21 protein-coding genes and 1 riboswitch are annotated in these 26,401 nt (G+C 57.0%); of the genes, 7 read left to right on the top strand and 14 right to left on the bottom strand.

Annotation, left to right across the window (positions count from 1 at the left end; all coding sequences use genetic code 11):
- The first annotated feature begins 168 nt into the window (after window positions 1-168).
- From gshB to G565_RS0114930, 5 genes are read left to right on the top strand one after another with little or no spacing between them, the layout of a single operon-like run.
- Window positions 169-1,122 carry a glutathione synthase gene (gshB, locus tag G565_RS0114950; protein WP_028671624.1) on the top strand — a complete coding sequence of 318 codons (954 nt, stop codon included), beginning with the start codon at window positions 169-171 and terminating at the stop codon, window positions 1,120-1,122.
- The gene (locus G565_RS0114945; protein ID WP_037339538.1) at window positions 1,122-2,009 is read left to right on the top strand and encodes an energy transducer TonB; all 888 of its coding nucleotides are present in this window, start codon (window positions 1,122-1,124) and stop codon (window positions 2,007-2,009) included. The genes gshB and G565_RS0114945 overlap by 1 nt, the downstream gene beginning before the upstream one ends.
- Complete coding sequence (ruvX, locus tag G565_RS0114940) at window positions 2,006-2,434, top strand: Holliday junction resolvase RuvX (RefSeq protein WP_028671622.1); 429 nt, start codon at window positions 2,006-2,008, stop codon at window positions 2,432-2,434. Before G565_RS0114945 ends, ruvX begins: the two co-directional genes overlap by 4 nt.
- A gap of 7 nt (window positions 2,435-2,441) precedes the next feature.
- Window positions 2,442-4,106, top strand: coding sequence for a VRR-NUC domain-containing protein (locus tag G565_RS0114935; protein ID WP_028671621.1), 1,665 nt, complete (start codon window positions 2,442-2,444; stop codon window positions 4,104-4,106).
- Window positions 4,103-6,397, top strand: a complete 2,295-nt coding sequence (locus G565_RS0114930; RefSeq protein WP_028671620.1) for an ATP-dependent DNA helicase — start codon at window positions 4,103-4,105, stop codon at window positions 6,395-6,397. The genes G565_RS0114935 and G565_RS0114930 overlap by 4 nt, the downstream gene beginning before the upstream one ends.
- On the opposite strand, the gene G565_RS0114925 is transcribed toward G565_RS0114930, so the two are convergent.
- The 9 genes from G565_RS0114925 to thiC all read right to left on the bottom strand — a co-directional run bounded on the left by G565_RS0114925 (window position 6,384) and on the right by thiC (window position 15,400).
- Window positions 6,384-7,337: a GGDEF domain-containing protein gene (locus tag G565_RS0114925; RefSeq protein ID WP_028671619.1), complete on the bottom strand. Its 954-nt coding sequence runs from the start codon at window positions 7,335-7,337 to the stop codon at window positions 6,384-6,386. The genes G565_RS0114930 and G565_RS0114925 overlap by 14 nt on opposite strands.
- Window positions 7,338-7,339: 2 nt before the next feature.
- Complete coding sequence (locus G565_RS27245; RefSeq protein ID WP_037339534.1) at window positions 7,340-7,948, bottom strand: hypothetical protein; 609 nt, start codon at window positions 7,946-7,948, stop codon at window positions 7,340-7,342.
- 4 nt (window positions 7,949-7,952) lie between these two features.
- A complete protein-coding gene (locus G565_RS27240; RefSeq protein WP_028671617.1) occupies window positions 7,953-8,324 on the bottom strand; it encodes a response regulator in 372 nt (123 codons plus the stop codon).
- 172 nt (window positions 8,325-8,496) lie between these two features.
- The gene (locus tag G565_RS0114910; protein WP_028671616.1) at window positions 8,497-9,747 is read right to left on the bottom strand and encodes an IS256 family transposase; all 1,251 of its coding nucleotides are present in this window, start codon (window positions 9,745-9,747) and stop codon (window positions 8,497-8,499) included.
- A gap of 88 nt (window positions 9,748-9,835) precedes the next feature.
- Window positions 9,836-10,960 carry a 2-iminoacetate synthase ThiH gene (gene thiH, locus G565_RS0114905; protein WP_028671615.1) on the bottom strand — a complete coding sequence of 375 codons (1,125 nt, stop codon included), beginning with the start codon at window positions 10,958-10,960 and terminating at the stop codon, window positions 9,836-9,838.
- Complete coding sequence (locus G565_RS0114900) at window positions 10,947-11,732, bottom strand: thiazole synthase (protein ID WP_028671614.1); 786 nt, start codon at window positions 11,730-11,732, stop codon at window positions 10,947-10,949. Before G565_RS0114900 ends, thiH begins: the two co-directional genes overlap by 14 nt.
- A gap of 2 nt (window positions 11,733-11,734) precedes the next feature.
- Complete coding sequence (gene thiS / locus G565_RS0114895) at window positions 11,735-11,950, bottom strand: sulfur carrier protein ThiS (RefSeq protein WP_028671613.1); 216 nt, start codon at window positions 11,948-11,950, stop codon at window positions 11,735-11,737.
- Window positions 11,947-13,446, bottom strand: a complete 1,500-nt coding sequence (thiE, locus tag G565_RS0114890) for a thiamine phosphate synthase (RefSeq protein ID WP_028671612.1) — start codon at window positions 13,444-13,446, stop codon at window positions 11,947-11,949. The genes thiS and thiE overlap by 4 nt, the downstream gene beginning before the upstream one ends.
- Window positions 13,439-15,400 carry a phosphomethylpyrimidine synthase ThiC gene (gene thiC / locus G565_RS24340; protein ID WP_051207983.1) on the bottom strand — a complete coding sequence of 654 codons (1,962 nt, stop codon included), beginning with the start codon at window positions 15,398-15,400 and terminating at the stop codon, window positions 13,439-13,441. The genes thiE and thiC overlap by 8 nt, the downstream gene beginning before the upstream one ends.
- Window positions 15,401-15,604: 204 nt before the next feature.
- Window positions 15,605-15,713: riboswitch (TPP riboswitch) on the bottom strand.
- Between the two features lie 206 nt (window positions 15,714-15,919).
- Between thiC and G565_RS0114875 the strand changes: the two genes are divergently transcribed.
- Window positions 15,920-17,986, top strand: coding sequence for a HAMP domain-containing methyl-accepting chemotaxis protein (locus G565_RS0114875; protein WP_028671611.1), 2,067 nt, complete (start codon window positions 15,920-15,922; stop codon window positions 17,984-17,986).
- Between the two features lie 66 nt (window positions 17,987-18,052).
- Here the strand turns inward: G565_RS0114875 and G565_RS0114870 are convergent, their stop codons facing one another.
- The 5 genes from G565_RS0114870 to polA all read right to left on the bottom strand — a co-directional run bounded on the left by G565_RS0114870 (window position 18,053) and on the right by polA (window position 24,978).
- Window positions 18,053-19,411 carry an ABC transporter substrate-binding protein gene (locus G565_RS0114870; RefSeq protein WP_037339529.1) on the bottom strand — a complete coding sequence of 453 codons (1,359 nt, stop codon included), beginning with the start codon at window positions 19,409-19,411 and terminating at the stop codon, window positions 18,053-18,055.
- Between the two features lie 182 nt (window positions 19,412-19,593).
- Window positions 19,594-20,517, bottom strand: coding sequence for a 5-oxoprolinase subunit C family protein (locus tag G565_RS0114865; RefSeq protein ID WP_028671609.1), 924 nt, complete (start codon window positions 20,515-20,517; stop codon window positions 19,594-19,596).
- Entirely contained in the window at window positions 20,510-21,205 is a 696-nt protein-coding gene (gene pxpB / locus G565_RS0114860; RefSeq protein WP_028671608.1) for a 5-oxoprolinase subunit PxpB, read from the bottom strand. The genes G565_RS0114865 and pxpB overlap by 8 nt, the downstream gene beginning before the upstream one ends.
- Window positions 21,205-21,936 (bottom strand): 5-oxoprolinase subunit PxpA, encoded by a 732-nt coding sequence (locus G565_RS0114855; RefSeq protein ID WP_028671607.1) that lies wholly within the window; start codon window positions 21,934-21,936, stop codon window positions 21,205-21,207. Before G565_RS0114855 ends, pxpB begins: the two co-directional genes overlap by 1 nt.
- A gap of 225 nt (window positions 21,937-22,161) precedes the next feature.
- The gene (gene polA / locus G565_RS0114850; protein WP_028671606.1) at window positions 22,162-24,978 is read right to left on the bottom strand and encodes a DNA polymerase I; all 2,817 of its coding nucleotides are present in this window, start codon (window positions 24,976-24,978) and stop codon (window positions 22,162-22,164) included.
- Window positions 24,979-25,340: 362 nt separating this feature from the next.
- Between polA and G565_RS0114845 the strand changes: the two genes are divergently transcribed.
- Window positions 25,341-26,273, top strand: a complete 933-nt coding sequence (locus tag G565_RS0114845; RefSeq protein WP_028671605.1) for a homoserine kinase — start codon at window positions 25,341-25,343, stop codon at window positions 26,271-26,273.
- Window positions 26,274-26,401 lie beyond the last annotated feature (128 nt).

The following is a 26,401-nucleotide window of genomic DNA, read 5'->3' as shown; positions in this document are numbered from 1 at the left end:
TTACCACCAAGCGGATCCGACGACCAATGGAGGACGTTGGCATCTTTCTGAAAAATCGCCCTTTCTGGACGGGCACTAGCTATCCGCTATAAACGGCTGTAAAGAAAGTTGTTTTTGCTATACCAATCATCTATTACCATACCAGCCAATGATAACCCGAGGCTAGACATGAAATTAACGATTGGCATCGTGATGGACCCCATAGAGACCGTCACCTACAAAAAAGACAGCTCACTCGCCATGCTCTGGGCCGCACAGGACCGGGGTTGGGAGCTGTTTTACATGACTCCGGCAGACCTTTTTCTGGACAACAGCCAGGCCAGGGCCCTGATGCGACCCTTAACCGTATTTCGTGAACCAGATCACTTTTATGAGCTTGGGCCAGTCAAAGCCGCCCCACTGGCCGATCTGGATGTTATCCTGATGCGCAAGGATCCGCCGTTCGACAATGAATACACCTATGCTACCTACCTGCTGGAACGTGCCGAGCAAGAAGGCACACTGATTGTTAACAAACCGCAGGCTTTGCGCGACTGTAACGAAAAGTTATTCGCAACCGCCTTTCCGGACTGCTCGCCACCTCACCTGGTTACGCGCAGCGCCCAGTTGCTGAAAGCGTTTCACGCAGAACACGGCGACGTCATTTTCAAGCCGCTGGACGGCATGGGCGGCAGTTCCATTTTTCGACTGAAACCCGATGACTCCAACGTATCCGTCATTATTGAAACCCTGACTGAACACGGTAAAACGCAGACCATGGCCCAGAAATACTTGCCTGAAATCAAGGATGGCGACAAACGCATTCTGATGATCGACGGAGAACCCGTCGACTACTGCCTGGCGCGCCTGCCGGCAAAAGGCGAGACCCGTGGCAACCTCGCCGCTGGTGGCAAAGGCCGGGCACAGCCACTGACCGAACGGGACCGTTGGATTGCCGCCCAGGTCGGGCCCGAGCTTAAGAAGCGTGGACTGCTGTTTGTCGGTCTCGATGTCATTGGCGACTATTTGACTGAAATCAACGTGACCAGCCCAACCTGCATTCGCGAGATAGACGCGGCTTATGACACAAACATTGGCGGCAAGCTGATGGACCTCATTGCCCGGAAACGGGGAGCGGTCTGATGTCTACCGCTGCCAGCGTAGGCGCCGTCGATCGACTCAGCTTTACGCTGTTTCTGGCGCTTGGCTTGCACGCCTTGCTGATTTTTGGTGTTGGGTTCTCGGCACCTGAAGCCCGCTCCATTCCGCCGACGCTGGATGTTACCCTCGCCCAGCACAGTCGCAGTGAGCCTACGCCGCTGGAAGAAGCCGATTTTCTGGCCGATGCGGACCAGGTAGGCAGCGGAACGCTGGATGAAGCGGCGAAACTGACCTCTACTGAACAAGCCGATATCGAAGACAACAAGGTCTTTCGTACCACTCCCGAAGTGCAACAATTGAATTTTGCTGAACTGGAGGCTGCCCGGAAACGCATTCTGACCACTCAGACCGAGGCCAGCCGCTCAGCTCTGGACCGGGCAGAAGAAGAAGCCCCGCCGGTGGAAGAACTGGCCAGTAACGATCCTCTGCTGATCAGCCAAATCAACGATGTGGCCACTCTGCGCGCCATGCTCGACGAAAGCCGCCAGACCTACGCCAAGCGGCCCAGGGTCAGAACCCTGACGGCGGTATCAGCGCGTCGCTCACTGGACGCGGCCTATGTCTTCAACTGGTTGGAAGAAGTTGAACGGGTGGGCAACCAGAACTACCCCCAGGCGGCGCGCCAGGAGCGATTGTCGGGCAGTGTTCGGCTGGCGGTTAAGATGCGCGCCGATGGCAGCCTGGCCTCGGTGGAAGTCACTCAGAGTTCGGGACACGCCTTGCTGGACCAGGCGGCCAAACGCATCGTACTTATGGCAGCCCCATTCGAGCCGTTCAGTATCGAGATGGCGCAGGAATATGATCAGTTGGAAATCATTCGTACCTGGCAGTTTCGTACCGACAATCAGTTTGCGCGGGAAGCCTCGTGACCCGGCCAGCCGGTCAGTGGCTTGGATTTGATTTTGGTCTGGCCTGGATCGGGGTCGCGGCCGGGCAGACCATTACTGCCACGGCCACTGGCATCACCACCTTACGTGCCCGGGATGGTATTCCCGACTGGCAACTCATCGACCAGCTCGTTACCGAGTGGCGCCCGGTCGGTTTCGCCGTCGGCATTCCCTACAATATGGACGGTAGCGATAGCGAGATGGGGACCCGGGCTAACAAGTTTCGCAAACGCCTGCACGGACGCTATGGTCTGCCCGCCGAAGCCGTGGATGAACGACTGAGCAGCCGGGAAGCCCGCAATCACCTCGGGTTGCAGGGAGCCAGCTTGAACCGGGCCCGTCAGGCAGACATCGATAGCCTGGCTGCCCAACTTATCCTGGAAACATTTCTCAGTCAGCCCGGGTGATTCCAACATGTCCATGACTGAGCCTATCGACCTGCCCGAAGGCTACTATCTCGACAATTTCCTGCAATTGGTCAGTACCGTCGGAGAGCGCTATTCTGACTTGCTGGATCCGACCGATCAGGCTTTTTTGGCGCAATTCAGGCAGTTGAGCACAACCGCTGCACGCCTGCTGGTCCGCTTATACATCCGCAAAGGGCCGGTGTTCAGAGTCAACAGGCTGGCCTACCCGGACGTGGGCGCCATCGGTCCGGCTGTTGCTGAACTGATTGAGGCCGGTTTGCTCGATCCGGCACCCGACCTCACGGCTGCACAGATCGTTCGGCTACTGACCCTCGCCGACCTGAAGCACTGGCCCTGGAACCCGGACCCGCGATTGAGCAAGGCGGCCCTGCTCGACCACGCCGCCCGGATTCCTGACTTGGGCTCACCGGATTACTGGCACATCACAGAACCTCTGGTCGCCCGCTGTCACGATGCGGCCCTGCGTCGATTGCAACTGATGTACTTTGGAAATGGCCGCCAGAGTCTGACCGATTTTGTGTTGTCGGACCTTGGTGTTTTCCGTTATGAACGCTACCCGCTTGGCCGAGCTCAGCGCTGGTTTCAGGAACCGGCCGATATCAACCAGACGCTGCAGTTGATGGACCTGAGGGAACAGTATTATCAGGCAATCGAAACAAAGTCGGACGAGTCACTGCCCGCCCTGGCGGACGCTTGCCTGGCCATCACCTGGCGACCCCGGGTTCAGGAGCGCGCCTTTCGACTGATGAATCAGCTTGGCTTCCGACTCGAACAATCGGGAGACTGGACACGGGCGATGACCTTGTTCGGTACGAACGATGCACCGCCGGCTCGCGAACGTCGCTGCCGATTGCTGTACAAACTGGAACACTACACGGCGTGCTGGGAAGCACTGCAACCCGTGCTGGATGCCCCGCAGGATGCCAGCGAGGCCCGCTTCGGCCTCCGATTTCAACCGCGCCTTGCCCGCAAACTCAAACGCCCAGTGCTGCGTGTGTTAGCGCCCACTGTCGCTGAGTACCGCGTTGAATGGCACCCGGCGGCAGCCATGAGTGTGGAGCAATTGGCCTGCTCCCATCTCAATGATGCCGTCTGGCTCGAAAACCAGTTGCCACTGGCTATCTTTACCCTGGTGCACTGGTCCTGGTGGTTCGCCGACGTCCCCGGGGCATTCCACCACCCCTTTCAGTCCGGCCCGGCCGATATCTATCAGCCGGATTTTTTGCAGCGCCGCGGTACCGACCGACTCCACCTCTACCAAACCCTCACCCGGCAAACCGCCCGTCAGCACCTGGAGCAGAACATCCGGGAAAAAACCGGCTTACAAAACCCCTTTTTCGGCTGGAGCGGCGGATTGGATACGTCTGTGTTGCTGCGCTGTTTCGACGCAGTCCCCTGGCCACACTGGGTCGCAATATTCCAGCACCTCTGGCTGGACCTGAAGCGACATCGATCTGGCTTTCCCGACCTGTTTCAGTTTCTCCCGGGAGGTTACCGCTTCATCGAGATAAAGGGCCCCGGCGACCGCCTTCAGGACAACCAGCGAGACTGGCTCGGGGTGTTTAACGAGCACGGCATTCCCGCCGAAGTCTGGTACGTCGACTACGCTACCCCTGGTGATAACACGCCTGCTGACGATGCCGTCTCATGACGCTGCGGCCCGCTTTTCGCATTTCAGTTCGCGCGCTGGCTGAATTTTGCCTGGACGACGGAGACCTGGTCAGCAGTTTTCGCGCCAGCCCCAGCGCCCTGGAAGGCCGGGAAACGCATCAGTTGACCCAGGCTCGACGCGCCCCAGGCTATCGGCCGGAGCAATCGGTGAGTCTCGACTGGTATCACCCGGACTTTGATCTGACCCTCAGCGGCCGGATAGACGGCGCCTGGTCAGACGGCATAGAAGAAATCAAATCACTGCGCATCACCCCGGATGAGCTACCCGGATCGGCCCAGGCGCTGAATCAGCGCCAGGCCCAACTCTACGCGGCACTCTGGGCATTGCCACGTCCCAACCAAACGCTTTGGACAGTACGACTGTGTTATGTCCACAGCCAGACACAACAGGAATGGCATCAGGACGAGCATTGGACCCGCCAGGACCTGCTCGACCGACTCATTGACCACCTGTCACGTTACGATCTCTGGCTGCAACAACTGCATGAACACCGGCAACAGCGCAATCAGGCGCTGGCCGGGGCTCAATTCCCCTTCAACCAGATGCGGCCAGCCCAACGCAGCATGGCCGAGACCGTCTACAAGGCGCAGGCGCTGAAACGCAATGCATTGATTGAGGCACCAACCGGAACCGGCAAAACGCTGGCGGCGCTGTTTCCCAGCCTGAAAGCGCTGGGGGCGGGGCACCACCAGGGCGTTTATTATCTGACCATGAAAAACACCGGTCAGCCGCTGGTGCTCGACAGCGTTCGCGCCCTGGGGCTGGCAACAACCGATCTGGTCACCCTGAATTTACAGGCCAAAGAGCGCCTGTGCCTGAGCCCCTCAACCCCCTGCGATGGGTCGGTGTGCCCTTACGCCCGGGGTTATTTCAGCAAGCGCCAGTCACTGCGCCCGGCATTTCTGAAACAAGGCATCTGGGACCGAACCGCGCTGATTGAACTGGGCGAGCAGCATCAGATTTGCCCTTACTACCTGAGCCAGGACTGGGCTGTCTGGGCAGACCTGGTGGTCGGTGACGTGAATTACCTGTACGACACCACGGCCGTCCAGCCGTATCTGCTCCGGGAAGTAGACAACCGGGTCGCGGTATTGATTGATGAAAGCCACAACCTGATTGATCGGGGCCGGGCCATGTTCAGCGCCTCCTTGTCGGGTCGCACACTGACGGCTCTGCAGGAGGCCGCACCGGCGAATGTACAGGCGGCGCTGAAACCGGTTCGCCAAGCCCTGAAACGCTGCCTGAACAATCGGAATGGCCTCAGCGAACATCGACCCGAGGCTTTGGTGCTGGCCCTGCGTGCCTGGCTGCAGGCCAGTGCGCGACTGCTGCGTGATGCCCCATTTTGGGAGCCCGGCCCAGCCTGGGAAGGGCTGATTTTCGAAGCCGGTCGCTTTGTGCGCATCGATGAGTTAGCCCAACCCGACGATTTCTGCTGGCGATATCAGGGAAGCCAGGGCGCATCGACCGACGACCAGCGCATCGAAGTTCTGTGTCTGAACCCGTCACGCCTGCTGGCTCAAAAGCACGAGCTAGTCAACTCAGTCGCCGGTTTCAGTGCCACTCTGACCCCCTGGCTCTACAGCATGACCATGACTGGTCTGGCAGACGCCGTACCGCAGGCCCTGCCCTCTCCGTTTCAGCCAGAGCAATTCACTGTAACGCTGATCACCGACGTTTCCACCCGGTACCGCGACCGTGCCGGCCTGAAAGACGCGGTGTTACCCCTGGTCCAGCAGTTCCGCACCCAGACCCGGGGCAATGCACTGGTGTTCTTCTCCAGCTATCAGCAGATGTCAGGTGTGTTCGACGCCTTTGCCGACGACCCAACCGTGCTGGCCCCGACACGCGACGCGACCTTGTTGGAGCGGTTGGCCCTGCTCGACCGGTTGCGCACTGAGCAGGGCTTAATGGTGATGGCTCCATTGGGTGGTGTCTTGGGTGAGGGTATCGACCTCCCCGGTGATGCCCTCACCGGAGTCATGGTCGTCGGACCTGGCCTGCCCCAGGTAAACGAGTTCAACAATCGAATCCGTCACGCTCTTGAGCGCCAGGGCCAGCCCGGTTTCGACTTTGCTTACCGCTACCCCGGCCTGCACAAGGTTTTGCAGGCGGCCGGACGCTGTGTGCGCACTGAAACCGATCACGGGGATATCTGGCTTGTGGACGACCGCTTCGCCGAGTATTACCACAACGGCTGGCTGCCACCGCACTGGCAGGTAGTCATGCGAAGGCGAACCCAGATGCTGACCCCGGTTACGCCAGGCTGACCCGGTTACGGCCGAGATCTTTCGATTGATAAAGCGCCTGATCCGCCAGGCTGATCCATTCAGAATGCGTTGACAATTCCGGATTCCAGCTGGCCACACCGAGGCTTATGGTGACCTGCAAGTTCGCTTCTTCAGACGCTAACACCTGCTCTTCAACATGAACGCGCAGTCGTTCGGCGAGCGTCACCGCGTCTTCACCGGTGGTATCCGGCAGTATCACTGCAAACTCCTCACCACCATAACGCCCTGCCACATCCGTAGTTCGCAGCGTGTCCCGAATAACCGAGGCGACCATGCGAATCACGTCGTCACCAATCGTATGGCCATGGGTGTCATTCACCGCTTTGAAATGATCGATATCCATCATAATCAGCGAGGTCGGTTGCTGGGCCCGCTGTTGTCGTTTGAACTCCTGCAGCAACTGGTGCTCCCAGTATCCACGATTGAACAGGCCGGTCAGACCGTCTTTGCGGGAAAACTCTTTCAGTCGCTTGTTGGCTTTTTGCAATTCGATCTTGCTCACCGCGACATCACTGACGTCGTAGACGATGATGCACAAACTGTTCACCTCGCCCTGCGTATCCGCTACAGGAATAAAGGTACAGTTCTGATACATGAACTCGGAAGTGCCCGTTATAGGCCGGTTATTCTTGAACCGAAACACATAGGGCCGCTGCTCCCAGGTGGTAAACGCCCGGTTTCGCAACTCAATAACGGTTCTCGCCTTGTGCTCAAACCAGTGCTGTGGAATGTCCGGAAAAACCTCAAAGAGGTTTTTGCCCAGGGCGTCCTGAGGCGAGATGCCACTGTGGTTTTCCATAAACCCATTCCAGGCCATCACCTTATAGTCCAGGTCGACCACCAGCATACCGACGTCGATGGTCTGCAGTACCTCGATCAACCAATGGAAATCATTTACCGACTCGCGAGGTGAGGACATGGTTACTCCAGCATAAAACGGACTTTACTCTCGAGCACTGCGAGGCTGTCTTCGGTAAACAACAGCAGTAAGTCACAGTCGACGTTGCGGCTCTCAAGGCGATACGGAATTTCAATGGTCAGGGCCCGCTTCCAGTTTCCGGTCTGATTGTTTATCAGATCCTGTAGATTCAAGTGCTGCCCAAGCAACACTGGCTGGCCCTGGCTGAATGAAACGTCCAGTTGTTCGGTTAACCCTTTCAGGCAAGCGCCAATCAGTATATTGGCAATGTCCATCAACAGTTCGAGCTCTATATCCGGTGTGATATCACCCTTGAACTCGGTCAGTTCAGCAATGTCCTGAAAACTGGTGTCATTGAAAATCAGCAGTGCTTCACCGGAAATCCGGGAACCAACAAACCCCTGGCACACAGCACTCACCGAATCGACTGATTTGAGCGAAGACAACGCCATTTTCAGTTCATTGCGCTCCAGCAGGTTCACAACGGGTATGGGCAAAACCACATAGTTGTTCAGCAGCCGGGCCAGCAAATCCGCGGCCCGACCCATGGCCACGTTGGCGATTTCCTGAAACACATCGCGCATTTCCTCATCGAGATGCTCGGTGCTCATCCGTTCACCCCGCATAGATGCCGAAGTCGGTCAGCACTTGCTGCAACCGCTGGGCATCCACTGGTTTTTTGATAAAATCGACCGCACCCAATTTTTTCACGCGTGCCATGGCTTCTGGTTGTATATCGCCTGAAATCACCACAACCAGGCAAGGCAAATCTTGCTTCTTGATGGCCTCCAGCACCTCGAACCCATCCATCACCGGCATGGTTAAGTCGAGAAACACCACATCGCCTTTACCGGCATTGATGGCCGACAACCCCTCTTCACCATTACCGGCAAAGGTGACATCCACATCCCAGTCGGGCGGCAGGGCACGCTGCACCTGTTTTCGGGCAAAACTTGAATCGTCACAGATCAGAACGGGTGTCGACATGGTTACTCCATCATGCAAATTGACATCTTTGAATGCCAAGTGCCCTCGCCCCTTGTTGGACAACAGGTCCCTGAAGTAAAGGCAAGGAATGGCACTGTGGCAAACCGGAAAGCGGAACTTTTACTCATCCTGACACATGTAGGAGATATTGTCAAATGTGGTGTATGACCCATCAGGCAGCGTTCCTGTCTGATTGATCTTTTACTTGCTCTCCGTCCCGAAACTGGACGTTGTTGATCACCAGTTCCAGGAGCTGAAAGCCCTTGATGCGCTTCCAATTATTCTGAGCCGTTTGCATCAGTTTGAAGACCATGGCCAGGGTGGTTTCCCTGGAGCCACAGCCTCGGGTTTTCTTCGTTCTCAGACGCACGGTCGCGAACGTCGATTCAATCGGGTTCGTGGTCCTCAGGTGTATCCAATGCGCCGCCGGGAAGTCGTAAAACGCCAGCAGCTCTTCTCGGTCCTTGCGCAGGCAGTCCATGGCCTTGGGGTACTTGTCGCCAAAGCGGGTCAGCGTGTTGTCAAACGCCGCCTGGGCTTCGGCACGACTCGGCGCCCCATAGACGTCATGCAGGGCGGACTTGACTTTGGGCTGCATCGACTTGGGCAGCTTATCCAGCACGTTGGCCGTTTTGTGGACCCAGCAGCGTTGATGCACCGTCTCCGGGAACGCCTTGCTCAGGGCGTTCCAGAAGCCCAGAGCCCCGTCGCCCACAGCGAGTTTCGGAGCGCCGCCCAGGTTGCGGTGCTTCAGGTCCCGCAGCAACTCCAGCCAGCTGGCTTCGGACTCCCGGTGGCCGTCTTCCACCGCCACCAACTCTTTGCGGCCATGTTCGGTGACCCCGACAATGACCAGCAGGCACAGCCGGCTATCCATGCGGACCTTGCTGTAGACACCATCGGCCCACCAGTACACGTAGCGCTTCTGGCTCAGGTCCTGGCGTTGCCAAGCCTTATGTTCGTCCAGCCAACGGGCTTTCAGCCGGGAGACAGTATTGGCAGACAGGCCGTCGGCCTGTTCGCCCACTAGCGCCGTCAACGCCTCTTGAAAGTCGCCAGACGATACCCCGCGCAGGTAGAGCCAGGGAATCAGCTCATCAAGGCTCTTGGCGCGCTTGAGATACGGCGGCAACAGCTGGCTGTTGAACTTGATGCCAGACCCATTGCGGTCACGCACCTTGGGCACCTGAACCGGAATATCGCCGACGCCGGTCTGGATCGTACGTTCTGGCAGGTGCCCATTACGGACCACCGCCTGCTGACCCTCAGGGGTTTTCTTATCAGCGCACTGCGCCAACAACGCCGCCAGCTCGGTATCAACCGCTTCAGCAATCAGCTTGCGGGCACCCTGACGTATCAGGTCGTGTAACGGATCGTGTTCAGACTCTGGTTGTGAAAGAGCGTGCAGGTTAGACTTGGTCATGGCGTATCGTCCTCTGTTGGTTGTGATCTTGGTCGAGATCAACCAGCAGGATACGCCACCTCATCAGCCTGTTTCCATACACCAGAAATCACCATAACTCCACATGTAGGTGCGGGTCCCAGTCTTTCCATACCGGTTGGTAGTCTAACCGTTGAACAGCGGCAACAACATCCTTTAGGGAGCGATTGTCGTCAATACTGAACTGTTCCAACGCGATTTCCGGCTCAACCGCGTAGCCACCTGGTCGGGTTGAAGAGCCCGCGCTCAGGCTTGTCACACCCAGAGGCAGCAGATGTTCGCGCAGCGAAGCGGGCTCCCGGGTAGACAGACTCAGCTCAAGTTCCGGACTGAATAAACGCCAGGCGCAGATCAGCTGCACCAGATCGGCATCCGACAGCGGGTGAGGTGCTTGAAAACCCCCCTCGGCCGGTCGCAGCCGGGGGAATGACATGGAAAACCGGCTACGCCAGCAGCGACGCTCCAGGTAACGCAGGTGGTAGGCTGCCATCAGGCTGTCCAGGCGCCAGTCTGCCAGCCCCAGCAATACGCCCAACCCAAGTCGATGAATACCGGCATCGCCAGCTCGCCCAAGGGCCGCCAAGCGCTGGTCGTAATCAGCTTTATTGCCCCGGGTGTGATGGGATCGATAGGTCGGTCGATGATAGGTTTCCTGGTAGACCAGCACGGCGTGCAGACCGGCCCGGTGCAAGCGCCGGTATTCTTCAGTCGCCATGGGCTGTACCTCAAGACTGATTTGCGCGACAGTCGGACCCAACTGCCGCAGTGCCCGCTCAAAGTACTCAACCCCTGCCACACGCGGCGCTTCGCCCGCCACCAGCAACAGATGTTCGAACCCCTGGCGTTTGAGGAAATCTGCCTCCCGTGCCAGTTCACTGTCGTTCAACACCTTACGGCGAACCCGGTTGCTCATTGAAAAACCACAATAGTCGCACTCATTGGCACAGGCATTACTGACGTAGAGTGGCGCAAACAGCTGCTGAGTGCGGCCAAAACGCTGTACCGTCAACTGGTGACTCCGTTGCGCCATGACCTCCAGATAAGGCCTTGCAGCCGGGCTGACCAGCGCCATAAAGTCTTCGATGCTGCGCTGCGAACGGGCCAGGGCCCGCTCAACGTCTGCTTCCGTTTTGGCGTACAATGACAACCCGGCTGTTTGCCAGTCGGGTAACTGAACCGGTTCATGAATCGACATCAACAGGCCTCCCGACATCAAGAAAGGTGGTCAGCGGACTGGTCGCCGAAGCCCCCCCGCCCGAGACAGCCAATCCGGCCTGCCGCGCTTGAAAGCCCGCCTCAACGGCCGCTCTGAAGGCTGCGGCCATTCCCACCGGATCAGTTGCCGTCGCGATGGCCGTATTAACCAGAACCGCATCGGCCCCTCGCTCCATGGCTTCAGCCGCCTGAGAAGGTGCGCCCAGCCCGGCATCGACAATGACGGGCACCTGAGACTGCTCGATGATAATGTCGAGAAACCTTCCGGTGACCAGCCCCTGATTCGAACCAATGGGCGCCGCCAATGGCATAACGGCCGCACAGCCTGCCTCTTCCAGTCGTTTGCACAGCACCGGGTCGGCATGCACGTAAGGCAGCACAATAAAGCCCATCTCTACCAGTCGTTCGGCCGCTTTCAGGGTTTCAACCGGATCAGGCAGCAGATAGCGCGGATCCGGGTGAATTTCCAGTTTTAGCCAGGGTGTCCCCATGGCCTCACGGGTCAATTGCGCAGCCTGCACAGCCTCTTCGGCTGTTCGCGCACCGGACGTATTCGGCAACAGCCGATAACCGGCTGCGTGCAAGGGTTCGAAAATGGTATCCCGGTCGCGCCGGTCCAGGCGCCGTAACGCCAGAGTCACCAGCTCCGTTCCGCTGCTGGCCAGAGCGTCGAGCATGATTGAGGAACGGCTGAACTTGCCGGTGCCGGTGAGCAATCGCGATACAAAGGGGGTGTTGGCAATGGTTAGCATGGTCATCCTCCGGCCACAGCATAAAAAAGATCGAGTTGATCGCCTTCGACCAGGGGCCGGCGCGACCATTGCGGGCGGGGTATGACCTCGCCATTGCAGGCCACCGCCAGGCCCGTGAGCGCATGCGCTTGCTGCGCATTCACATAGCTCGACAAGGCTTCCTCCAGCATCGCCCCGGTGTCGATGTCCAGCCAGTCACCGTTACACAGCACCTTCATGACTCACCCCCAACCAGGCTCTGCCATTGGCGATTCAGGTCGCGCCAGGCTTGCGGTGGCGATTCCGCCTCGGTAATAGCGGTCACCATCGCGACACCGGATACTCCGCAAGCTGCCAGGCTTTCAAGATGTCGGGCTTTGATGCCACCAATGGCCACGGTCGGGCAATGTTCACCAACCAGCCGCTGGTATTGAGCCAGTCGGCCCAATCCCTGAGGCTGACTCGGCATCTCCTTCGTTTGGGTTGGAAACACGTGGCCCAGGGCGATGTAACTCGGGCGCAATCGCTGTGCCCGGCGCAGCTCTGCATAACCGTGCGTTGAGATACCCAGACGCGTGCCCGCGCGCTGCAGGGCGGCCAAATCTGCACCCGCCAGATCTTCCTGGCCAAGGTGCACACCGTAAGCGCCGAACTCCAGCGCCAGTGCCCAGTGATCGTTAATGAACACCTGGGCCTGGTAACGCTCACCCAGTTCGACAGCCTGGTGAATCTGAGCCGCCAGGCGCTCCGTATCCAGCGTCTTGAGGCGCAACTGGACAGTCCCGGCCCCTGCTGCCAGCAGGGTTTCCAGTAGAGCGACATCACTGACCACCGGGTAGACTCCAGGTGTATGGGTTAGCTTCGCAAAAGGAGGGTTTGAAACCGAGACATCGCTGGCCTGTAGGATGTCGGCAAAGGTCAGCGTTGTCAGGTCTTCAACAGATTCACGCACCAGGGTGCCTGCCCCTTGCCCGGTGGCGTAGGCTCGCTGCAAGCCATCGTGTACGAAGGCATTGGCAATGGCAACGGCGTCCATCAGGTCATAGCCCTGCGCACGGGCCGCGGCCCAGGCACTGCTCAGGGTGCAGCCGGTGCCATGCGTATGAGGTGTGTTTAACCGCGGTTGTTGCAGTTGCCAGTGCCCGCTATGGGCAAAGCACCGATCGGTTACCGACTCTGTTGACGGGTCGTGGCCTCCTTTGAGCAACACAGCCGCGCCGGTATCCTGATGCAATCGATGGGCGGCTACCTGCTCGGTCTCCGCCCTGCGTTCACACCCGGTGAGCCAGTGCAATTCAGGCAGATTGGGCGTTACCAGATCGACCAATGGCAACAAACGGTGCAATGACGCAAAAACAGCGCGATCGGTCAATGCATCGCCACTGGTGGCAACGGCTACAGGATCCAGCACCACAGCCAGCCCGGGCCAGCGATCTCGCCAGAGCGGCAATTGCTGAATCAGATAATCAATCTGCTCTACGCTGGCCAGCAATCCGATCTTAATCGCCACGGGCGGCATATCGTCGGCCAATGCCGACAATTGGGCCCGGAATACGGCGAGCGAAACCGGTTCTGCCATTACCAGGCCCAGGCTGTTCTGCGCCGTCACAGAGGTAATCACCGTAGCGGCATGCCCGCCCAGGGCCGTGATGCTCAACACGTCGGCCTGAATACCCGCACCACCGCCACTGTCACTGCCAGCAATGCTCCACACAATTGGACGCTGATCACTCATCGCCGACGCCCTCTACAGGTGAATAGAGCCGAGCGCCCCCGTCGCGAAATTCCGCCGATTTCTGTGCCATACCGGCTTCGGCATCGGTATATAGCGGAATCCGTTCTGCCTCGGCTCTGTCGGCGGCCACCGTATCGCGCACTTCCTGGCTAATTTTCATCGAGCAGAATTTGGGCCCGCACATGGAGCAAAAATGCGCCACTTTATGGCCCTCTTTGGGCAGGGTCTGGTCGTGAAACGCACGAGCCGTGTCCGGATCCAGCGCCAGATTGAACTGGTCTTCCCAGCGAAACTCAAACCGCGCCCGGCTCATGGCGTTATCGCGTATCTGGGCACCGGGGTGGCCTTTGGCCAGATCCGCGGCATGCGCGGCGATTTTATAGGTAATCAACCCTTGCTTAACGTCATCCCGGTCCGGCAGCCCCAGGTGTTCCTTCGGCGTCACGTAACACAGCATGGCGCAGCCAAACCAGCCGATCATGGCGGCACCAATGCCCGAAGAGAAATGATCGTAGCCTGGCGAAATATCTGTTGTGAGCGGGCCCAGAGTGTAAAACGGCGCCTCGTCACAGCATTCAAGCTGCTTGTCCATGTTCTCTTTAATCAGATGCATGGGCACATGGCCCGGGCCCTCAATCAGGGTTTGCACATCGTGCTTCCAGGCGATTTGGGTCAGCTCACCCAAGGTTTCCAGTTCGGCAAACTGAGCGGCGTCATTCGCATCGGCAATCGATCCGGGGCGCAAGCCGTCACCCAATGAAAACGACACGTCATAGGCCTTCATAATGGCGCAGATGTCTTCAAAATGGGTATAGAGAAAACTCTCTTTGTGGTGCGCCAGACACCACTTGGCCATGATCGAGCCACCCCGACTGACAATGCCCGTCACCCGATCAACAGTCATGGGTACATGGTGCAGGCGCAGGCCCGCGTGGATGGTGAAATAATCGACGCCCTGTTCGGCTTGCTCAATGAGGGTATCGCGGTATATCTCCCAGGTCAGATCTTCAGCAATGCCCCCGACTTTTTCAAGCGCCTGGTACAACGGCACCGTACCAATCGGAACAGGCGAGTTACGCAGTATCCACTCACGCGTTTCATGAATGTTGGCACCGGTCGACAGGTCCATCACGGTATCGGCACCCCAGCGAGTGGCCCAGACCAACTTATCGACCTCTTCTTCAATGCCCGAAGTCACGGCGGAATTGCCAATATTGGCGTTCACCTTCACCAGAAAGTTGCGGCCAATGATCATCGGCTCGGCTTCCGGGTGATTGACGTTGCACGGGATGATGGCCCGCCCCCGGGCCACCTCGTCACGCACAAACTCCGGCGTGATGTGTGTGGGAATGGCCGCGCCAAAAGCCTCGCCCCGGTGCTGGTGCGCCAGTGTCTGATCCTGAAGCCGTTCGCGACCGAGGTTTTCCCGGATCGCGATGTATTCCATTTCCGGGGTGACAATGCCCTGGCGGGCGTAATGCATCTGGGTGACATTGCGCCCCGGTTTCGCCCGGCGCGCCAAGCGTTCCCGGGTGAATCGCAATGCCGCCAGTGACGGGTCTTGCGCACGCTGACGGGCGAAGTCCGACCCCAAAGCCTCCTGCCATTGCGTATCGCCACGTGCTTCAATCCAGGGCTCGCGCATCGCCACCAGCCCGCGACGCAGGTCAATGTCGGCATTTGGGTCGGTGTAGGGGCCTGAGGTGTCATAGACAGTCACCGGCTCGTTGGCACGCCATTGCGGCGCTTTCGCGGTGCCGCCTACCCGGGTGTCGGACAAGTGAATAGCGCGCATGCCAACACGAATATCCGGTCTTGAACCGACCAGGTAAAGGCGCTCTGAATTTGGGAAGGCGGCAACCGCATCGGTTTTCAGTTGCTGTACGCGCTCGCCAAGAACAGCGCTGTCAGCCTGACTTTTCGGGTGGGGCTTGGTGGTAGTCGTTACAGTCATTTCGATCGTTCCTCGCAAAAGCGACGGAGCGAACGCAGGGGAGCTGGGGGGTGCAAACAAGGTATTGGCCAAAAAAGACAACAGACGCCCGGGTCTGCTGTCTGCCAAAACACACCCGAACAAGCATTCAAACCTGGTAAGCCCGGCTTGAATTGGAAATACCGGAATCCGGTGGATTCATGGCCTCCAGGGCGTGGCCCCAAGGCTGGTAGTCCCCTTGTTTCCTTCGCGAGTACGAACTCGATCAGGTTCAACGGATCCCGCTAGTGCGATCTCAGCCAGGGGGGTTACCCCGGCACTCCGACAAGACATCACAAGGCTACTGCTTCACCTCCACCAATTCAAGCTAAACAGCTGCTTTTTTACCCGGAGGGCTCACACCCCACCAAAGCTTAACTTTGTATTGAAAGCCGTCTTTTTCGTACAGGTCAAAGCCGTTCATTCAGCATACTCTTTAACAATACAACAATAATATCACCGCTCACATTCCGGGCGGTAAAAACACGGTGGTGAGCATTCATGATCAATACCATACCGGCACTCAGTATCGTCGGGCGCATCAGCCTTGGGTTCATCATCGTAATCCTATTCGTCGTTGCAACTTCAGCCATCAGTGTGCGCAATGCGACATCGACGATTGACGAACTCACCCTGCTTACCGAGTCTGCGACGCCCATTGCTCGCATCACAAATCGGATAGACTTGCTTACTGCACGCGTGGCTGAAGACTTTCAAGTAGCGATCAATGCCGAGTCAGACACTCGTCTGGCAGAGCTGGACACCCGATTGGAAGAACACCAGGCAAACCTCGAAACAGAGTTAAATGCCTTACAGCTCAGGCTGGATTCGTTGCCCAACACCCGCAACGAGCAAGCTGCTCTGGAAACGTTGCGCGGTGTGTTGAGGCAGATTTTTTCGACCGTGAATCGCCTTACCGACGGTAAAGCCCGCAGTCTGGAATTTGAACGCCGTTATAGCGATTTAGTGCTTGAATCTAACGACGTTAGAACAGGTTTGGCAACGGCCTTTGAAGATTTTTCACTGTCACTGGCCGATGATTATGCGCTGGCAGTCGCCAATGAATTCTACGCGTCATTCCTCAGCGGTCTGCTTTTGCTCAAAGATGTCAGCCTGGCAACCCACACCGACCAGCTCCCCGACCTTGCACAACGATTTGAAGCCTGGCAACAAGGCCACCAGAACTTGTTTTTCAGCTTCACAACCATGGCCATGAATGACCCGTCATCCAGGCCTTTTATGCAATTAGCGCAGTCGATTACCGTTCAAATACAAACACTGGTAAACGGAACGGAAACCGATTCATTAGAGCCCAAAGTCAATGAATCGGGACTGCTGGAAAGCCGTGAAGTACTGCTCGGCTACCAACAAGCCGCTGCGCTCAGTTCACAAGACATTCGAAACGCCCAAAACAGCGTTAGAGCTTCTTTGTCGACACTGAACAACTTTTCCCAGCAATATGCCACCAATGTCGCCGACCGGGTGGATGCGAGCCTGACGCTCGGTACTCAACTGATCGGGTTCGGCCTGGCCGCCATCATACTGACCATCAGTCTCGTATTGTGGCTGATCATTAAAAGCATAAAGGCACCTATGGCAACCTTGAAAGTTGCGTTGAAGTCACTGTCGACCGGCGACCTGAGCAACAGCGTCGAGTCCCGGCACCGTGACGAAATGGGCGACCTGATAACAGCGGTAGAAGCGGTACGCGCAGCGTTAAGTGCCATGATCACCGATCTGAAAACCAAGGCACACGACATCACTGATTCGGCGCTTCAGAGCAAGCAGCTAAATGCCTCCGTCAGCACCGCATCCAGAGAGCAGACCCAGGAGACAACTCACATCCTCTCAGCCGTCCAGCAAATGGAATCGGCAGTGCGCAGCGTGGTTGACCTGACAGGGAAAGGTCGGCAGGTCGCCATCACAGCGCATGACGAAATTACCACAACGGCCCGTGATATTCGTGAAAACACCGAGGCAATGGACAGCCTGAGCGTCGCCTTTCGGGAAGCCACTGGCACCATTGAGCGGCTAAACAGCGACATGAAAGGGGTCGAAGTGATCTCGAAAACGATCGAGGGCATTGCCGAACAAACCAACCTGCTCGCGCTCAATGCCGCCATAGAAGCCGCGCGTGCCGGCGAACAGGGACGGGGGTTTGCCGTTGTGGCCGATGAAGTCCGGATGCTGGCAAGCCGAACGTCAGAGTCTACAGCTCAAATCCAACAGACCATAGACGGGCTTGTCACAGCGTTCAGTGACCTTTCTTCCTCGCTACAACACAGCAGCGTGAAAATCACTGAAAGCTGCCAGGTATCGACCAAAGCTGATGCCGCCATCCACGATTTCAAAGCCAGAATTAATACCATCCGGGAACTGAGTGATCAGGTATCCGAGATCGCCGACCAACAAGATCAAAGCATCAGCGCAATCCGCTTGCAAGTTAACCAGGTGACCGATAACGCTCGCCTCGCGGAAACCTCGGCGCAAACATCAACGGACAACAGCACCCGCCTAAGCGCTATGGCAGGCGAGCTCGATTCCATGGTCATGAAATTCAGGAACTGACCCGCCGTGAAAAGGCGGGTTTCCTGACCCACCCATTGGAATGGGTTTCGTATGCCATCATACATCTCACTCGTAAGTATCAATGCCTCGCTCCGTCAGATAGCGGGCAATACGATGAGCGGCATTTGAAAATTCTTCGGCGGATGCCAGTAGATCATCCAGGTCTGGATCTACCCCGTCACTGTAATCCTCTAGCGCTCTGGCCAATAGCCCGCCAACATGATTTCCAACCTGCTGAAATTCTTCCGACTGAACAAACTGGACGCCGCGGTAGGGTATGGGTTGCACTGAGGAATTGTCGAAGTCGGTGCTTTGAATGGCTTCTATCGTGGGCGCGGCGAAGGACGCATAACGGAGATAATCCGGGTTTTCGTAAAGTGCATGTCGGGTTCCGGGTGGCACAAATTGAATGCCATATTCCCGGGCAACCAATTGCTGATATTCCTCCGACGTAGCCCACTCAATAAACCGCCAGGCTTCATCTTTAACAGACGATCGGTCCGGTACGGAAAAGCCCCAGGCCCACAACCAGTTAGCGCCAGTTTGTGTCTCCTGATAAGGTGCCTGTCGATAACCAATATTGCGATAATGCTCACTGGCTGCAAGTGCACCACCCGCCGCTGTAGAATCTACCCAGATGTCGCAATCGCCGTTGGAAAAGGCAGAAAGACTCTCACTGTAGCCATTTTCCCAGGGGGTTTCCAAACCATAACGGGTCTGTAATTCCAGATAAAACTCGATGGCATTCATCCATTGCTGAGAATGAATGGTTGACTGCCATTTCAAGTCAAACCAGCGTCCACCGAAGCTATTAACCATGGTTGAAAACAACGCCATGTTCTCACCCCAGCCAGACTTCCCTCTCAGGCAGATTCGGCCTCTGGCTCCATCAGTAGCGCGGGACATTCTGGATAACAGTGACTCAATATCTGACCATTGCGGCCGATCAGGCATATTCAGTCCCAAACGTTCAAACACATCCTTGCGATAATAGGTGATGGAACTTTCGCCATAGAAGGGCAAACCGAAGTAGCGATCATTGACTTGAAAGCCTCTTATTACCTCCGGGATCCAACCGTGCTCAGCCAGGGACCCGGCCAGGCCATCAGGTACTGCATCGAGTCGTCCCGACTGGCCCCACAAAGAGGCCTCCAGTATGCCTACGGTGTACACATCAAAACGAGGTGTATCCCGTTTACTGTCTCGGGATTGCATGAGCCGCAACACTGACTCATTCACCACTTCCCACACCAATACGGTTCCGGGATTATCTCGTTCAAAGTGCCTGGATAGGGTTTTCATACGTTCCATATCGCCATTGCCTACGGTCGCAATGGAAACTGTACCTGCACCTACCTGCACAGGTAGTAAACTGACACTGAGGGCAAAAACAGACAATCGACTTAACACTGTGATCGAGCGCATTATGCAACACCTTTTATTTTATAGTAGACAAGGTGAAGCAATCCAAAACTACGCGTTTATTGACCGATTTCTATACTAATCAATTCATTTGAAAAAAGAGTCGCTGTGTCGCACATATCACGAAACAAGAAGCAGGGGTTACAGAGACGTCAAGGCCCCGCAACAATGCGAGCGTCATCGACTCACTGGCTCACATTGAAAAACCGGTCAAACAAGCGACGTTCAGCCTGAACCTGATCGACATCACAGAACTCGAAGCTGACCGGTGTCCCCGGGCTGCACTGACTCAGGCGCGCGCAATCCAAACTGGCCACACAACCGATTTTGGGGTAACCGCCAATGGTCTGCCGATCTTTGAGCAATACAATGGGTTGTCCGTCTGGAGGAACCTGCACCGACCCGTAGGCAATACCTTCCGACGCAAGTTTGGTTGATTGTGCCGCTACAACCGGGCCAGTCAGTTTGTACCCCATGCGACTGATGTCGTTGCTGATGGTGTATTCAGCAGTCTCAAAGGTGCGCCTGGCGACCACGCTGAACTGTTCGAACTGGTAACCGGGTATCACCTTGACCTTCAACTTTTTCCGGTAATCCGGCCGATAACAGGGTGGAACACAGCGCAACGCCAAATTGTCAATCGGATGGTACGCGAGCCGGTCACCCTGCTTCAGTGGCCCGCCGTCCAGCCCGCCAAGTTGCTCCCGCATCACCACAGACCGGCTGCCAAACAGGCGAGGGGTTTGCCAGCCACCAGCCACACCCAAATAGACTCTTAGCCCGCTCCGGGCCTGACCAAACCGTATCACATCGCCACGCTTTACCCGGTGACTGCACCACGTCAACAAGGTCCGGCCATTGAGCGCAACCGGAATGTCTGCGCCGGTAACGGCGATGACGGTATCATCGCTAAACTCTGCTTCAAACTTGCCCAGCAGGATCTCAAGACAGGCCGCAGCCGGCTCATTGTTGAGTAACTTATTGGCCCAATGGTAGGCATGCTCATCGAGTGCGCCACCTTCCGACAACCCCTGACGAAAGTAGCCACGGCGACCGGTGTCCTGAATGGTTGTTTGCCACCCGGGTTTACGTACGGTCAGGTCAGTCATCGGGTTGACCTCCCTGGGCTCGAAATTCCGCCTGGTCGATGGGTACAAACCGAACCCGGTCGCCCACTGACAGCAACGACGCCTGACGGTCCGTGACTGACGCATCAAACATGGCTTGTGGCGTGCGGCCAATGATGTTCCAACCGCCGGGTGAGGCAAGCGGGTATACCGCCGTTTGGGCATCGGCAATGCCAACACTGCCGCGAGCTACTGACTTGCGCGGCGTGTTATGGCGAGGTGTGGCGATGCGCTCATCCAACCGGCCAAGAAAGGCAAAACCCGGGCTAAAACCGATGGCAAACACCTGATATTCCCGGCCGGTGTGCAGCTCAATCAGATCCCTGATGGTCATGGCTTTGCTGTCAGCCAGCGCTTCGAGATCGTAACCGACACAGGGGTCATACCAGACCGGTATCTCGACCAGTTTTCCTGACGTCACCACCCCGGCGTCAGACGCCAACGTGTCGACCAGGCGCTGCACCGAATCAACCATCCAACTGCTGTCGACCTGGTTGTGATCGTAAATGCACAGCAGCGTGGTGTAGGACGGGATAAAGTCGATCACGACGGAAGCCAGTTGCTTCCTCAAGGTATTCATCGCGGCCGCTATGACGGGTATCAGGGCTTCATCGATCTGTTGTCCGAATTCAATCAGAACTGCATTTTCAGACACAGCCCTCACCCGCATTACAGTGCTCTCAAGGCATCGCGCACCGCTGTCGCAGCGGCCACCGAACTGTCGTTATCACCGTGTATGCAGAGGGTATCGGCCTTCAGGTCGAGCCAGTCACCGTTCAAAGTTCTAACACCGCCGTCACGGGCAAATGATAAGGCCTGGGCGACGATAGCCTCTTGTTGATGCAGGACGCTGCCAGCGATTGATCGCGGCACAAGATTGCCTGCATCGTCATAAGCCCGGTCAGCAAAAACTTCGAATAACAATTCAACGCCCAAAGAAGCCGCCAGGTGCTCATGGTCCGCCCTGCGCACATTGGCTGCAATCATCACCGGCAGTTGGTCATAATCTCGACCGGCCTTGAGCACAACTTCCAAAATGGCAGGATCGCGCATCATATCGTTATACAATGCGCCATGGGGTTTTAGGTACCGCACCCGTGTACCTTGCGCTTTGCATAGAGCATCCAGTGCACCAACCTGATACAGCAACAGGGCATGGAGTTCATCGGGTGCGCAGGGTATCGAACGTCGGCCAAAACCCACCAGATCCGGATAGGCTGGGTGCGCTCCGATCTGGACCCCATGTTCACTGGCCATACGCACGGTTTTGGCCATGGTCAGTGGATCTGAGGCATGAAAGCCACAGGCGATGTTGGCCTGATCAATTAATGGCATCACTTCCGCGTCCATACCCATAGTCCAGGCGCCGAAGCTCTCCCCCAGATCACAATTCAGTTTCATGACTTCTCTCCGTATCGCTGAACGTTCGGCCGCGGCGTTGTTAACCAGGCGACTGCCAACCGCAAACAATGCCTGGTCAGTTCATTGAAACAGCTGAACCTCGCTCCAGAAAGACTGCCGGCTCTCGCCAATGCATTGCGTGCACTTTCCGGTATCTACGACCAGGCATCCATAGCAGTGGCTACGCGTTTAGGCGCAGCCTGACCTGTTCGGGTTGATTGTGGCTCAGTGAGCTTCCTCCCAGGAATCGCCAACACCAATATCGACAATCAACGGTACATCAAGGCTCGCACAATGCTGCATGCGCACTCGCACGCCATCGATCACAGCATCCAGCTCGTTCTCGGGCACTTCAAACACCAGCTCATCGTGTACCTGCATCACCATTTTAGCCTTGTACCGGCTATTGTGGAGCCAGTTGGCCACATCGACCATGGCCATCTTGATGATGTCAGCGGCTGTGCCCTGCATCGGTGCGTTAATGGCCGTCCGTTCGGCGGCACGCTTGAGCATCTGCTTGCTGGAGTTGATGTCTGGTAGATACAGTCGGCGCCCGTAAACGGTTTCCACATAGCCCGTCTCAGCGGCTTCGGCCCGTGTCTGTTCCATGTACTTGCGCACACCAGGGTAGCGCTCAAAATACGTATCCACATAGAGTTTGGCATCGCCCCGGCTAATCCCCAGCTGCTTGGCCAGACCAAAGGCCGACATGCCGTAGATCAAACCAAAGTTAATGGCCTTGGCCGACCGGCGCTGTTCAGAGGTCACTTCGGATTCTTCGAGCCCCATGATTTCCGCAGCGGTAGCGCGGTGAACATCCCGACCTTCCCGAAACGCCTGAATCAGATTCGCGTCCTGCGACAGATGGGTCATGATGCGCAACTCGATTTGCGAGTAATCGGCTGCTACGACTTTATACCCTTTGGGCGCGACAAACCCACGACGAATCGAACGACCTTCGTCAGAACGAATCGGTATGTTTTGCAGGTTGGGGTCGGTTGATGACAGTCGCCCTGTCTGGGCACCGGTTTGGTTGTAGCTTGTGTGCAACCGCCCGTTACTCTCCACCAATTCCGGTAGCGGATCGGTATAGGTACCCACCAACTTGCGCAGATGACGATACTGTAGAATCAATTGCGGCAGTTCATAACCTTGCGTCGCCAGTTCATTCAACACTTCTTCATTGGTACTGGGCGCACCACTGGCGGTTTTGGCCACTACCGGTAAGGCCATCTTTGTAAACAGCACTTCACCGAGTTGTTTCGGCGAGTCGAGATTGAACTCGGTGCCCACCAGTTCGTGACACTGGGTTTGCAGAGCATCAAGGCGTTCTTTGAAATCGTGGCTTAGCTTTCGAATGTAGGCGGTATCGAGCAGGGTGCCATTGTTTTCAACGTCGGCCAGTACCTTCGACAATGGTTTTTCAATGTGTTCATAGACACCGGTCACTGAACGACTGGCCAACGCCAGGTCCAGCCAGTGCGCCAACCGTGCGGTCAGGTCAGCTCGCTCGGCAAACCAGGGGCCAATCTCAGCCGGGTCGGCGCTTTGCAAAGGCAACTGGCGCTTGCCGAATTTACCCAGAAAATCTTCGATGGTTTTTGGGTGCTGATCGAGGTAGGTTCGGAACAGGTTGTCCAATGAAAGCGGTGAAAAGTGGTTGCTCAGTTCGCTATTGCGCCGCACCGTACTGTCGTAAACGAACGCCATAACCTGAACGTCCAACGCCAGGTTAGCGGCTTTGATCGAACGCGGCATCAGCACATGCCAGAAAGCTTTGAAATCGTAACCGCTCTTGCGCACAGCGTAGGTTGCGAGTACCGGTTCGAGCAATTCAAACACTGCCTCTTCCGTCAGCGTCTCGCCCTGCTCCGCCAGTATCGGCACATAGCCCGCTTCGCCTGGCTGAACCGCCAGAGCAAACCCGACCAGTGCGGACTGATGGTAGTGCCCCAGCTCCCTAACCGGTAAAACAGTCAGCGATTGCCGGGCCTGAGCCTGACCCAGAAAAGCAGACAGTTTTTCCTTGCTATCCAGTAGCTGGTAATGAGTGCTGTCGGGTTCGATTACCTCGGGTGGTGACCCTGCACCGGGTGCCTTACTTGCTTTGTTGCCTCCCGATGCCGGGGCGGGTTGTTTAGCAACCTTGGCAGGTGCCTCTTCTCCGCTTAATTCGCGAACCCAGGTCTTGAATTCGTACTGCTGAAACAGCGACAGCAGCGCTTCGTTATCTGGCTCGGCCGGAACCAGCTCATCGAGTCTCACATCCAGTTCACAGTCGAGCTTGATCGTTGCCAGTTCATAACTCAGATAAGCCTGCTCTTTATGCGCTTCCAGCTTTTTCGCCATCGTCTTGGCGCCGCGAAAATCAAGTGTGGCGATTTTATCGAGGTTGGCATAGATGTCATCGAGACTGCCAAGCCCCTGAATCAATCCGAGTGCGGTTTTTGGGCCCACGCCAGGTACACCGGGAATGTTGTCGACCTTGTCACCCATCAGCGCCAGGTAGTCAATCATCAAGTCCGGCCCGAAACCGTATTTGGCGGTCATGCCAGCGACGTCCAGCGTCTCGTTTTTCATGGTATCGAGCAGGGTCACATGTTCGCTGACCAACTGAGCCATATCTTTATCGCCGGTACTGACCACGCATTCACAGCCACTGTGAGTGGCCTGATACGCCAGAGTGCCAATCACATCATCGGCCTCAACCCCGGGCACACACAGCAATGGCAGGCCCATGGCCCGAATAATAGTGTGAATCGGGTCGATCTGGACCCGCAGTTCGTCCGGCATCGGCGGCCGGTTGGCCTTGTACTGGTCGTAAATGTCGTTACGGAAGGTCGGGCCCTTGGCATCGAACACCACGGCAATGCGACTGTCCGGATAATCACTGACCAGCTTGCGCACCATGGAAATCACACCACGGATGGCGTTGGTCGGGGTGCCATCACGGGTCGACAGGTTCTGGATCGCAAAAAAAGCCCGAAACAGATAGGAGGAACCGTCCACCAGGACAATCGGCGCGTTGGGATTCGTAACCATGGATGTCTCTTCCTTAAAATTCTGCCCGCATCTTACCACCCCGGATTGAAGACTTCACAACACACCACGGCAGGGTCACCTAAGCCGCCATGGTTCCGTGCTCTCCGCCGGGTACACCTATCCGGGGTCGGCGTGAACCCGTCCATGGGGCCTAGATTGCAGCATCCATGCTGCAAACTACCCCAGATAGGTATACCCGGCGGAGAGCACTTGGACTGTGGTCAACTCTAAACTTCCCGAGTAACTCGAGTAGCTGAAAGCCGTGCCATCAGGCTCGAGTAAACAGTATCCGGTCCTTCGCGGTGGGCTTGGCAGAACAGTCGGTTTATACTCCCGCCTCCATAACGCAACGCAGTACCAGTATGTCTGTATTTACTGAACTCAGCCGGGAGGACATCGAGTCCCTGCTTGGCGCCTACACCCTGGGTCACTATGCCGGTCATCAGGGCATCAGCGCGGGCACCGAGAACACCAACTACTTTGTCGATACCGACCTGAGTCAGTTTGTGTTGACGGTGTTTGAAAAGCACCGGCCCGATGAGCTGCCGTTCTTTCTGGCCCTGGGCGAACACCTGCACGATGCCCACTGCGCCGTGCCGCAGCCGTTTCGCACCGCAGACGGTGAGTTCCTGATGCAAGTTCACGGCAAACCAGCGGTCTTGTTTGAGCGCGTAACGGGCAAACACCATCAGCCCAGCCCCGATCACGCGGCGACGGTAGCCGGGGCCCTGGGTAAAATTCATCAGAGTACCGGCCTATTTTCCGGTCAACGACTGCACAGTCATGGCATAGGCTGGATTCGGGAGCGCCAGCACGACCTGGCCCCGGAACTCAATGCCAACGATGCCACCTTGTTCGATGCCGCTCTGGTTCGGCTGGAAGCGATTGACCGGGGTCTGCCGCAAGGCGTGATCCATGCCGACCTGTTCCACGACAACGCCTTGTTCGATGATAACGGGCTGGCTGGCATTATCGACTGGTACTTTGCCGGAACAGACCTTTACGCACTGGACATCGCGACCTGCCTGATCGACTGGTGCCTAGACGCGAAGGGCCTGCCAGACCCCGCCCAGGTCAGGAACTTCGTCGACCACTACGAACAGACGCGCCCCTTGAAACCCGGGGAGCGAGCAGCCATACCTGATCTTACCATTCAGGCCGCGACCCGCTTCTGGTTAAGCCGGGAACTGGCGTTGCGTGCCCATTCGGGTGATGGCAACGTCACCCAGAAAGACCCGAACCAGATGAAACGCATAGTCAGCCACCTGCTGCAAAACCCGCTCAGCGGTTTATAACCCACTATAATAAGGCTCCGGTCAACCCGGAACGATAAACCCGCAGCGCCTTCGACCGGCGATCATACAGAGCCGACGCCCGGGAAGGCGTTCTGCCAGAACTCACCGGGGAAAGCCCGCATAGGATC

The organism is Saccharospirillum impatiens DSM 12546 (assembly GCF_000423605.1).
GTDB classification, from domain to species: domain Bacteria; phylum Pseudomonadota; class Gammaproteobacteria; order Pseudomonadales; family Natronospirillaceae; genus Saccharospirillum; species Saccharospirillum impatiens.
Note: the sequence above shows the minus strand (reverse complement) of the source record. Positions and strands in the feature narration are given on the sequence as shown.

Excerpts from the sequence above, each read along its gene's own strand:
- gshB (WP_028671624.1), top strand. The coding sequence starts at position 169 with ATGAAATTAACGATTGGCATCGTGATGGACCCCATAGAGACCGTCACC.
- G565_RS0114945 (WP_037339538.1), top strand. The coding sequence starts at position 1,122 with ATGTCTACCGCTGCCAGCGTAGGCGCCGTCGATCGACTCAGCTTTACG.
- G565_RS0114935 (WP_028671621.1), top strand. The coding sequence starts at position 2,442 with ATGTCCATGACTGAGCCTATCGACCTGCCCGAAGGCTACTATCTCGAC.
- G565_RS0114930 (WP_028671620.1), top strand. The coding sequence starts at position 4,103 with ATGACGCTGCGGCCCGCTTTTCGCATTTCAGTTCGCGCGCTGGCTGAA.
- G565_RS0114925 (WP_028671619.1), bottom strand. The coding sequence starts at position 7,337 with ATGTCCTCACCTCGCGAGTCGGTAAATGATTTCCATTGGTTGATCGAG.
- G565_RS27245 (WP_037339534.1), bottom strand. The coding sequence starts at position 7,948 with ATGAGCACCGAGCATCTCGATGAGGAAATGCGCGATGTGTTTCAGGAA.
- G565_RS27240 (WP_028671617.1), bottom strand. The coding sequence starts at position 8,324 with ATGTCGACACCCGTTCTGATCTGTGACGATTCAAGTTTTGCCCGAAAA.
- G565_RS0114910 (WP_028671616.1), bottom strand. The coding sequence starts at position 9,747 with ATGACCAAGTCTAACCTGCACGCTCTTTCACAACCAGAGTCTGAACAC.
- thiH (WP_028671615.1), bottom strand. The coding sequence starts at position 10,960 with ATGTCGATTCATGAACCGGTTCAGTTACCCGACTGGCAAACAGCCGGG.
- G565_RS0114900 (WP_028671614.1), bottom strand. The coding sequence starts at position 11,732 with ATGCTAACCATTGCCAACACCCCCTTTGTATCGCGATTGCTCACCGGC.
- thiS (WP_028671613.1), bottom strand. The coding sequence starts at position 11,950 with ATGAAGGTGCTGTGTAACGGTGACTGGCTGGACATCGACACCGGGGCG.
- thiE (WP_028671612.1), bottom strand. The coding sequence starts at position 13,446 with ATGAGTGATCAGCGTCCAATTGTGTGGAGCATTGCTGGCAGTGACAGT.
- thiC (WP_051207983.1), bottom strand. The coding sequence starts at position 15,400 with ATGACTGTAACGACTACCACCAAGCCCCACCCGAAAAGTCAGGCTGAC.
- G565_RS0114875 (WP_028671611.1), top strand. The coding sequence starts at position 15,920 with ATGATCAATACCATACCGGCACTCAGTATCGTCGGGCGCATCAGCCTT.
- G565_RS0114870 (WP_037339529.1), bottom strand. The coding sequence starts at position 19,411 with ATGCGCTCGATCACAGTGTTAAGTCGATTGTCTGTTTTTGCCCTCAGT.
- G565_RS0114865 (WP_028671609.1), bottom strand. The coding sequence starts at position 20,517 with ATGACTGACCTGACCGTACGTAAACCCGGGTGGCAAACAACCATTCAG.
- pxpB (WP_028671608.1), bottom strand. The coding sequence starts at position 21,205 with ATGCGGGTGAGGGCTGTGTCTGAAAATGCAGTTCTGATTGAATTCGGA.
- G565_RS0114855 (WP_028671607.1), bottom strand. The coding sequence starts at position 21,936 with ATGAAACTGAATTGTGATCTGGGGGAGAGCTTCGGCGCCTGGACTATG.
- polA (WP_028671606.1), bottom strand. The coding sequence starts at position 24,978 with ATGGTTACGAATCCCAACGCGCCGATTGTCCTGGTGGACGGTTCCTCC.
- G565_RS0114845 (WP_028671605.1), top strand. The coding sequence starts at position 25,341 with ATGTCTGTATTTACTGAACTCAGCCGGGAGGACATCGAGTCCCTGCTT.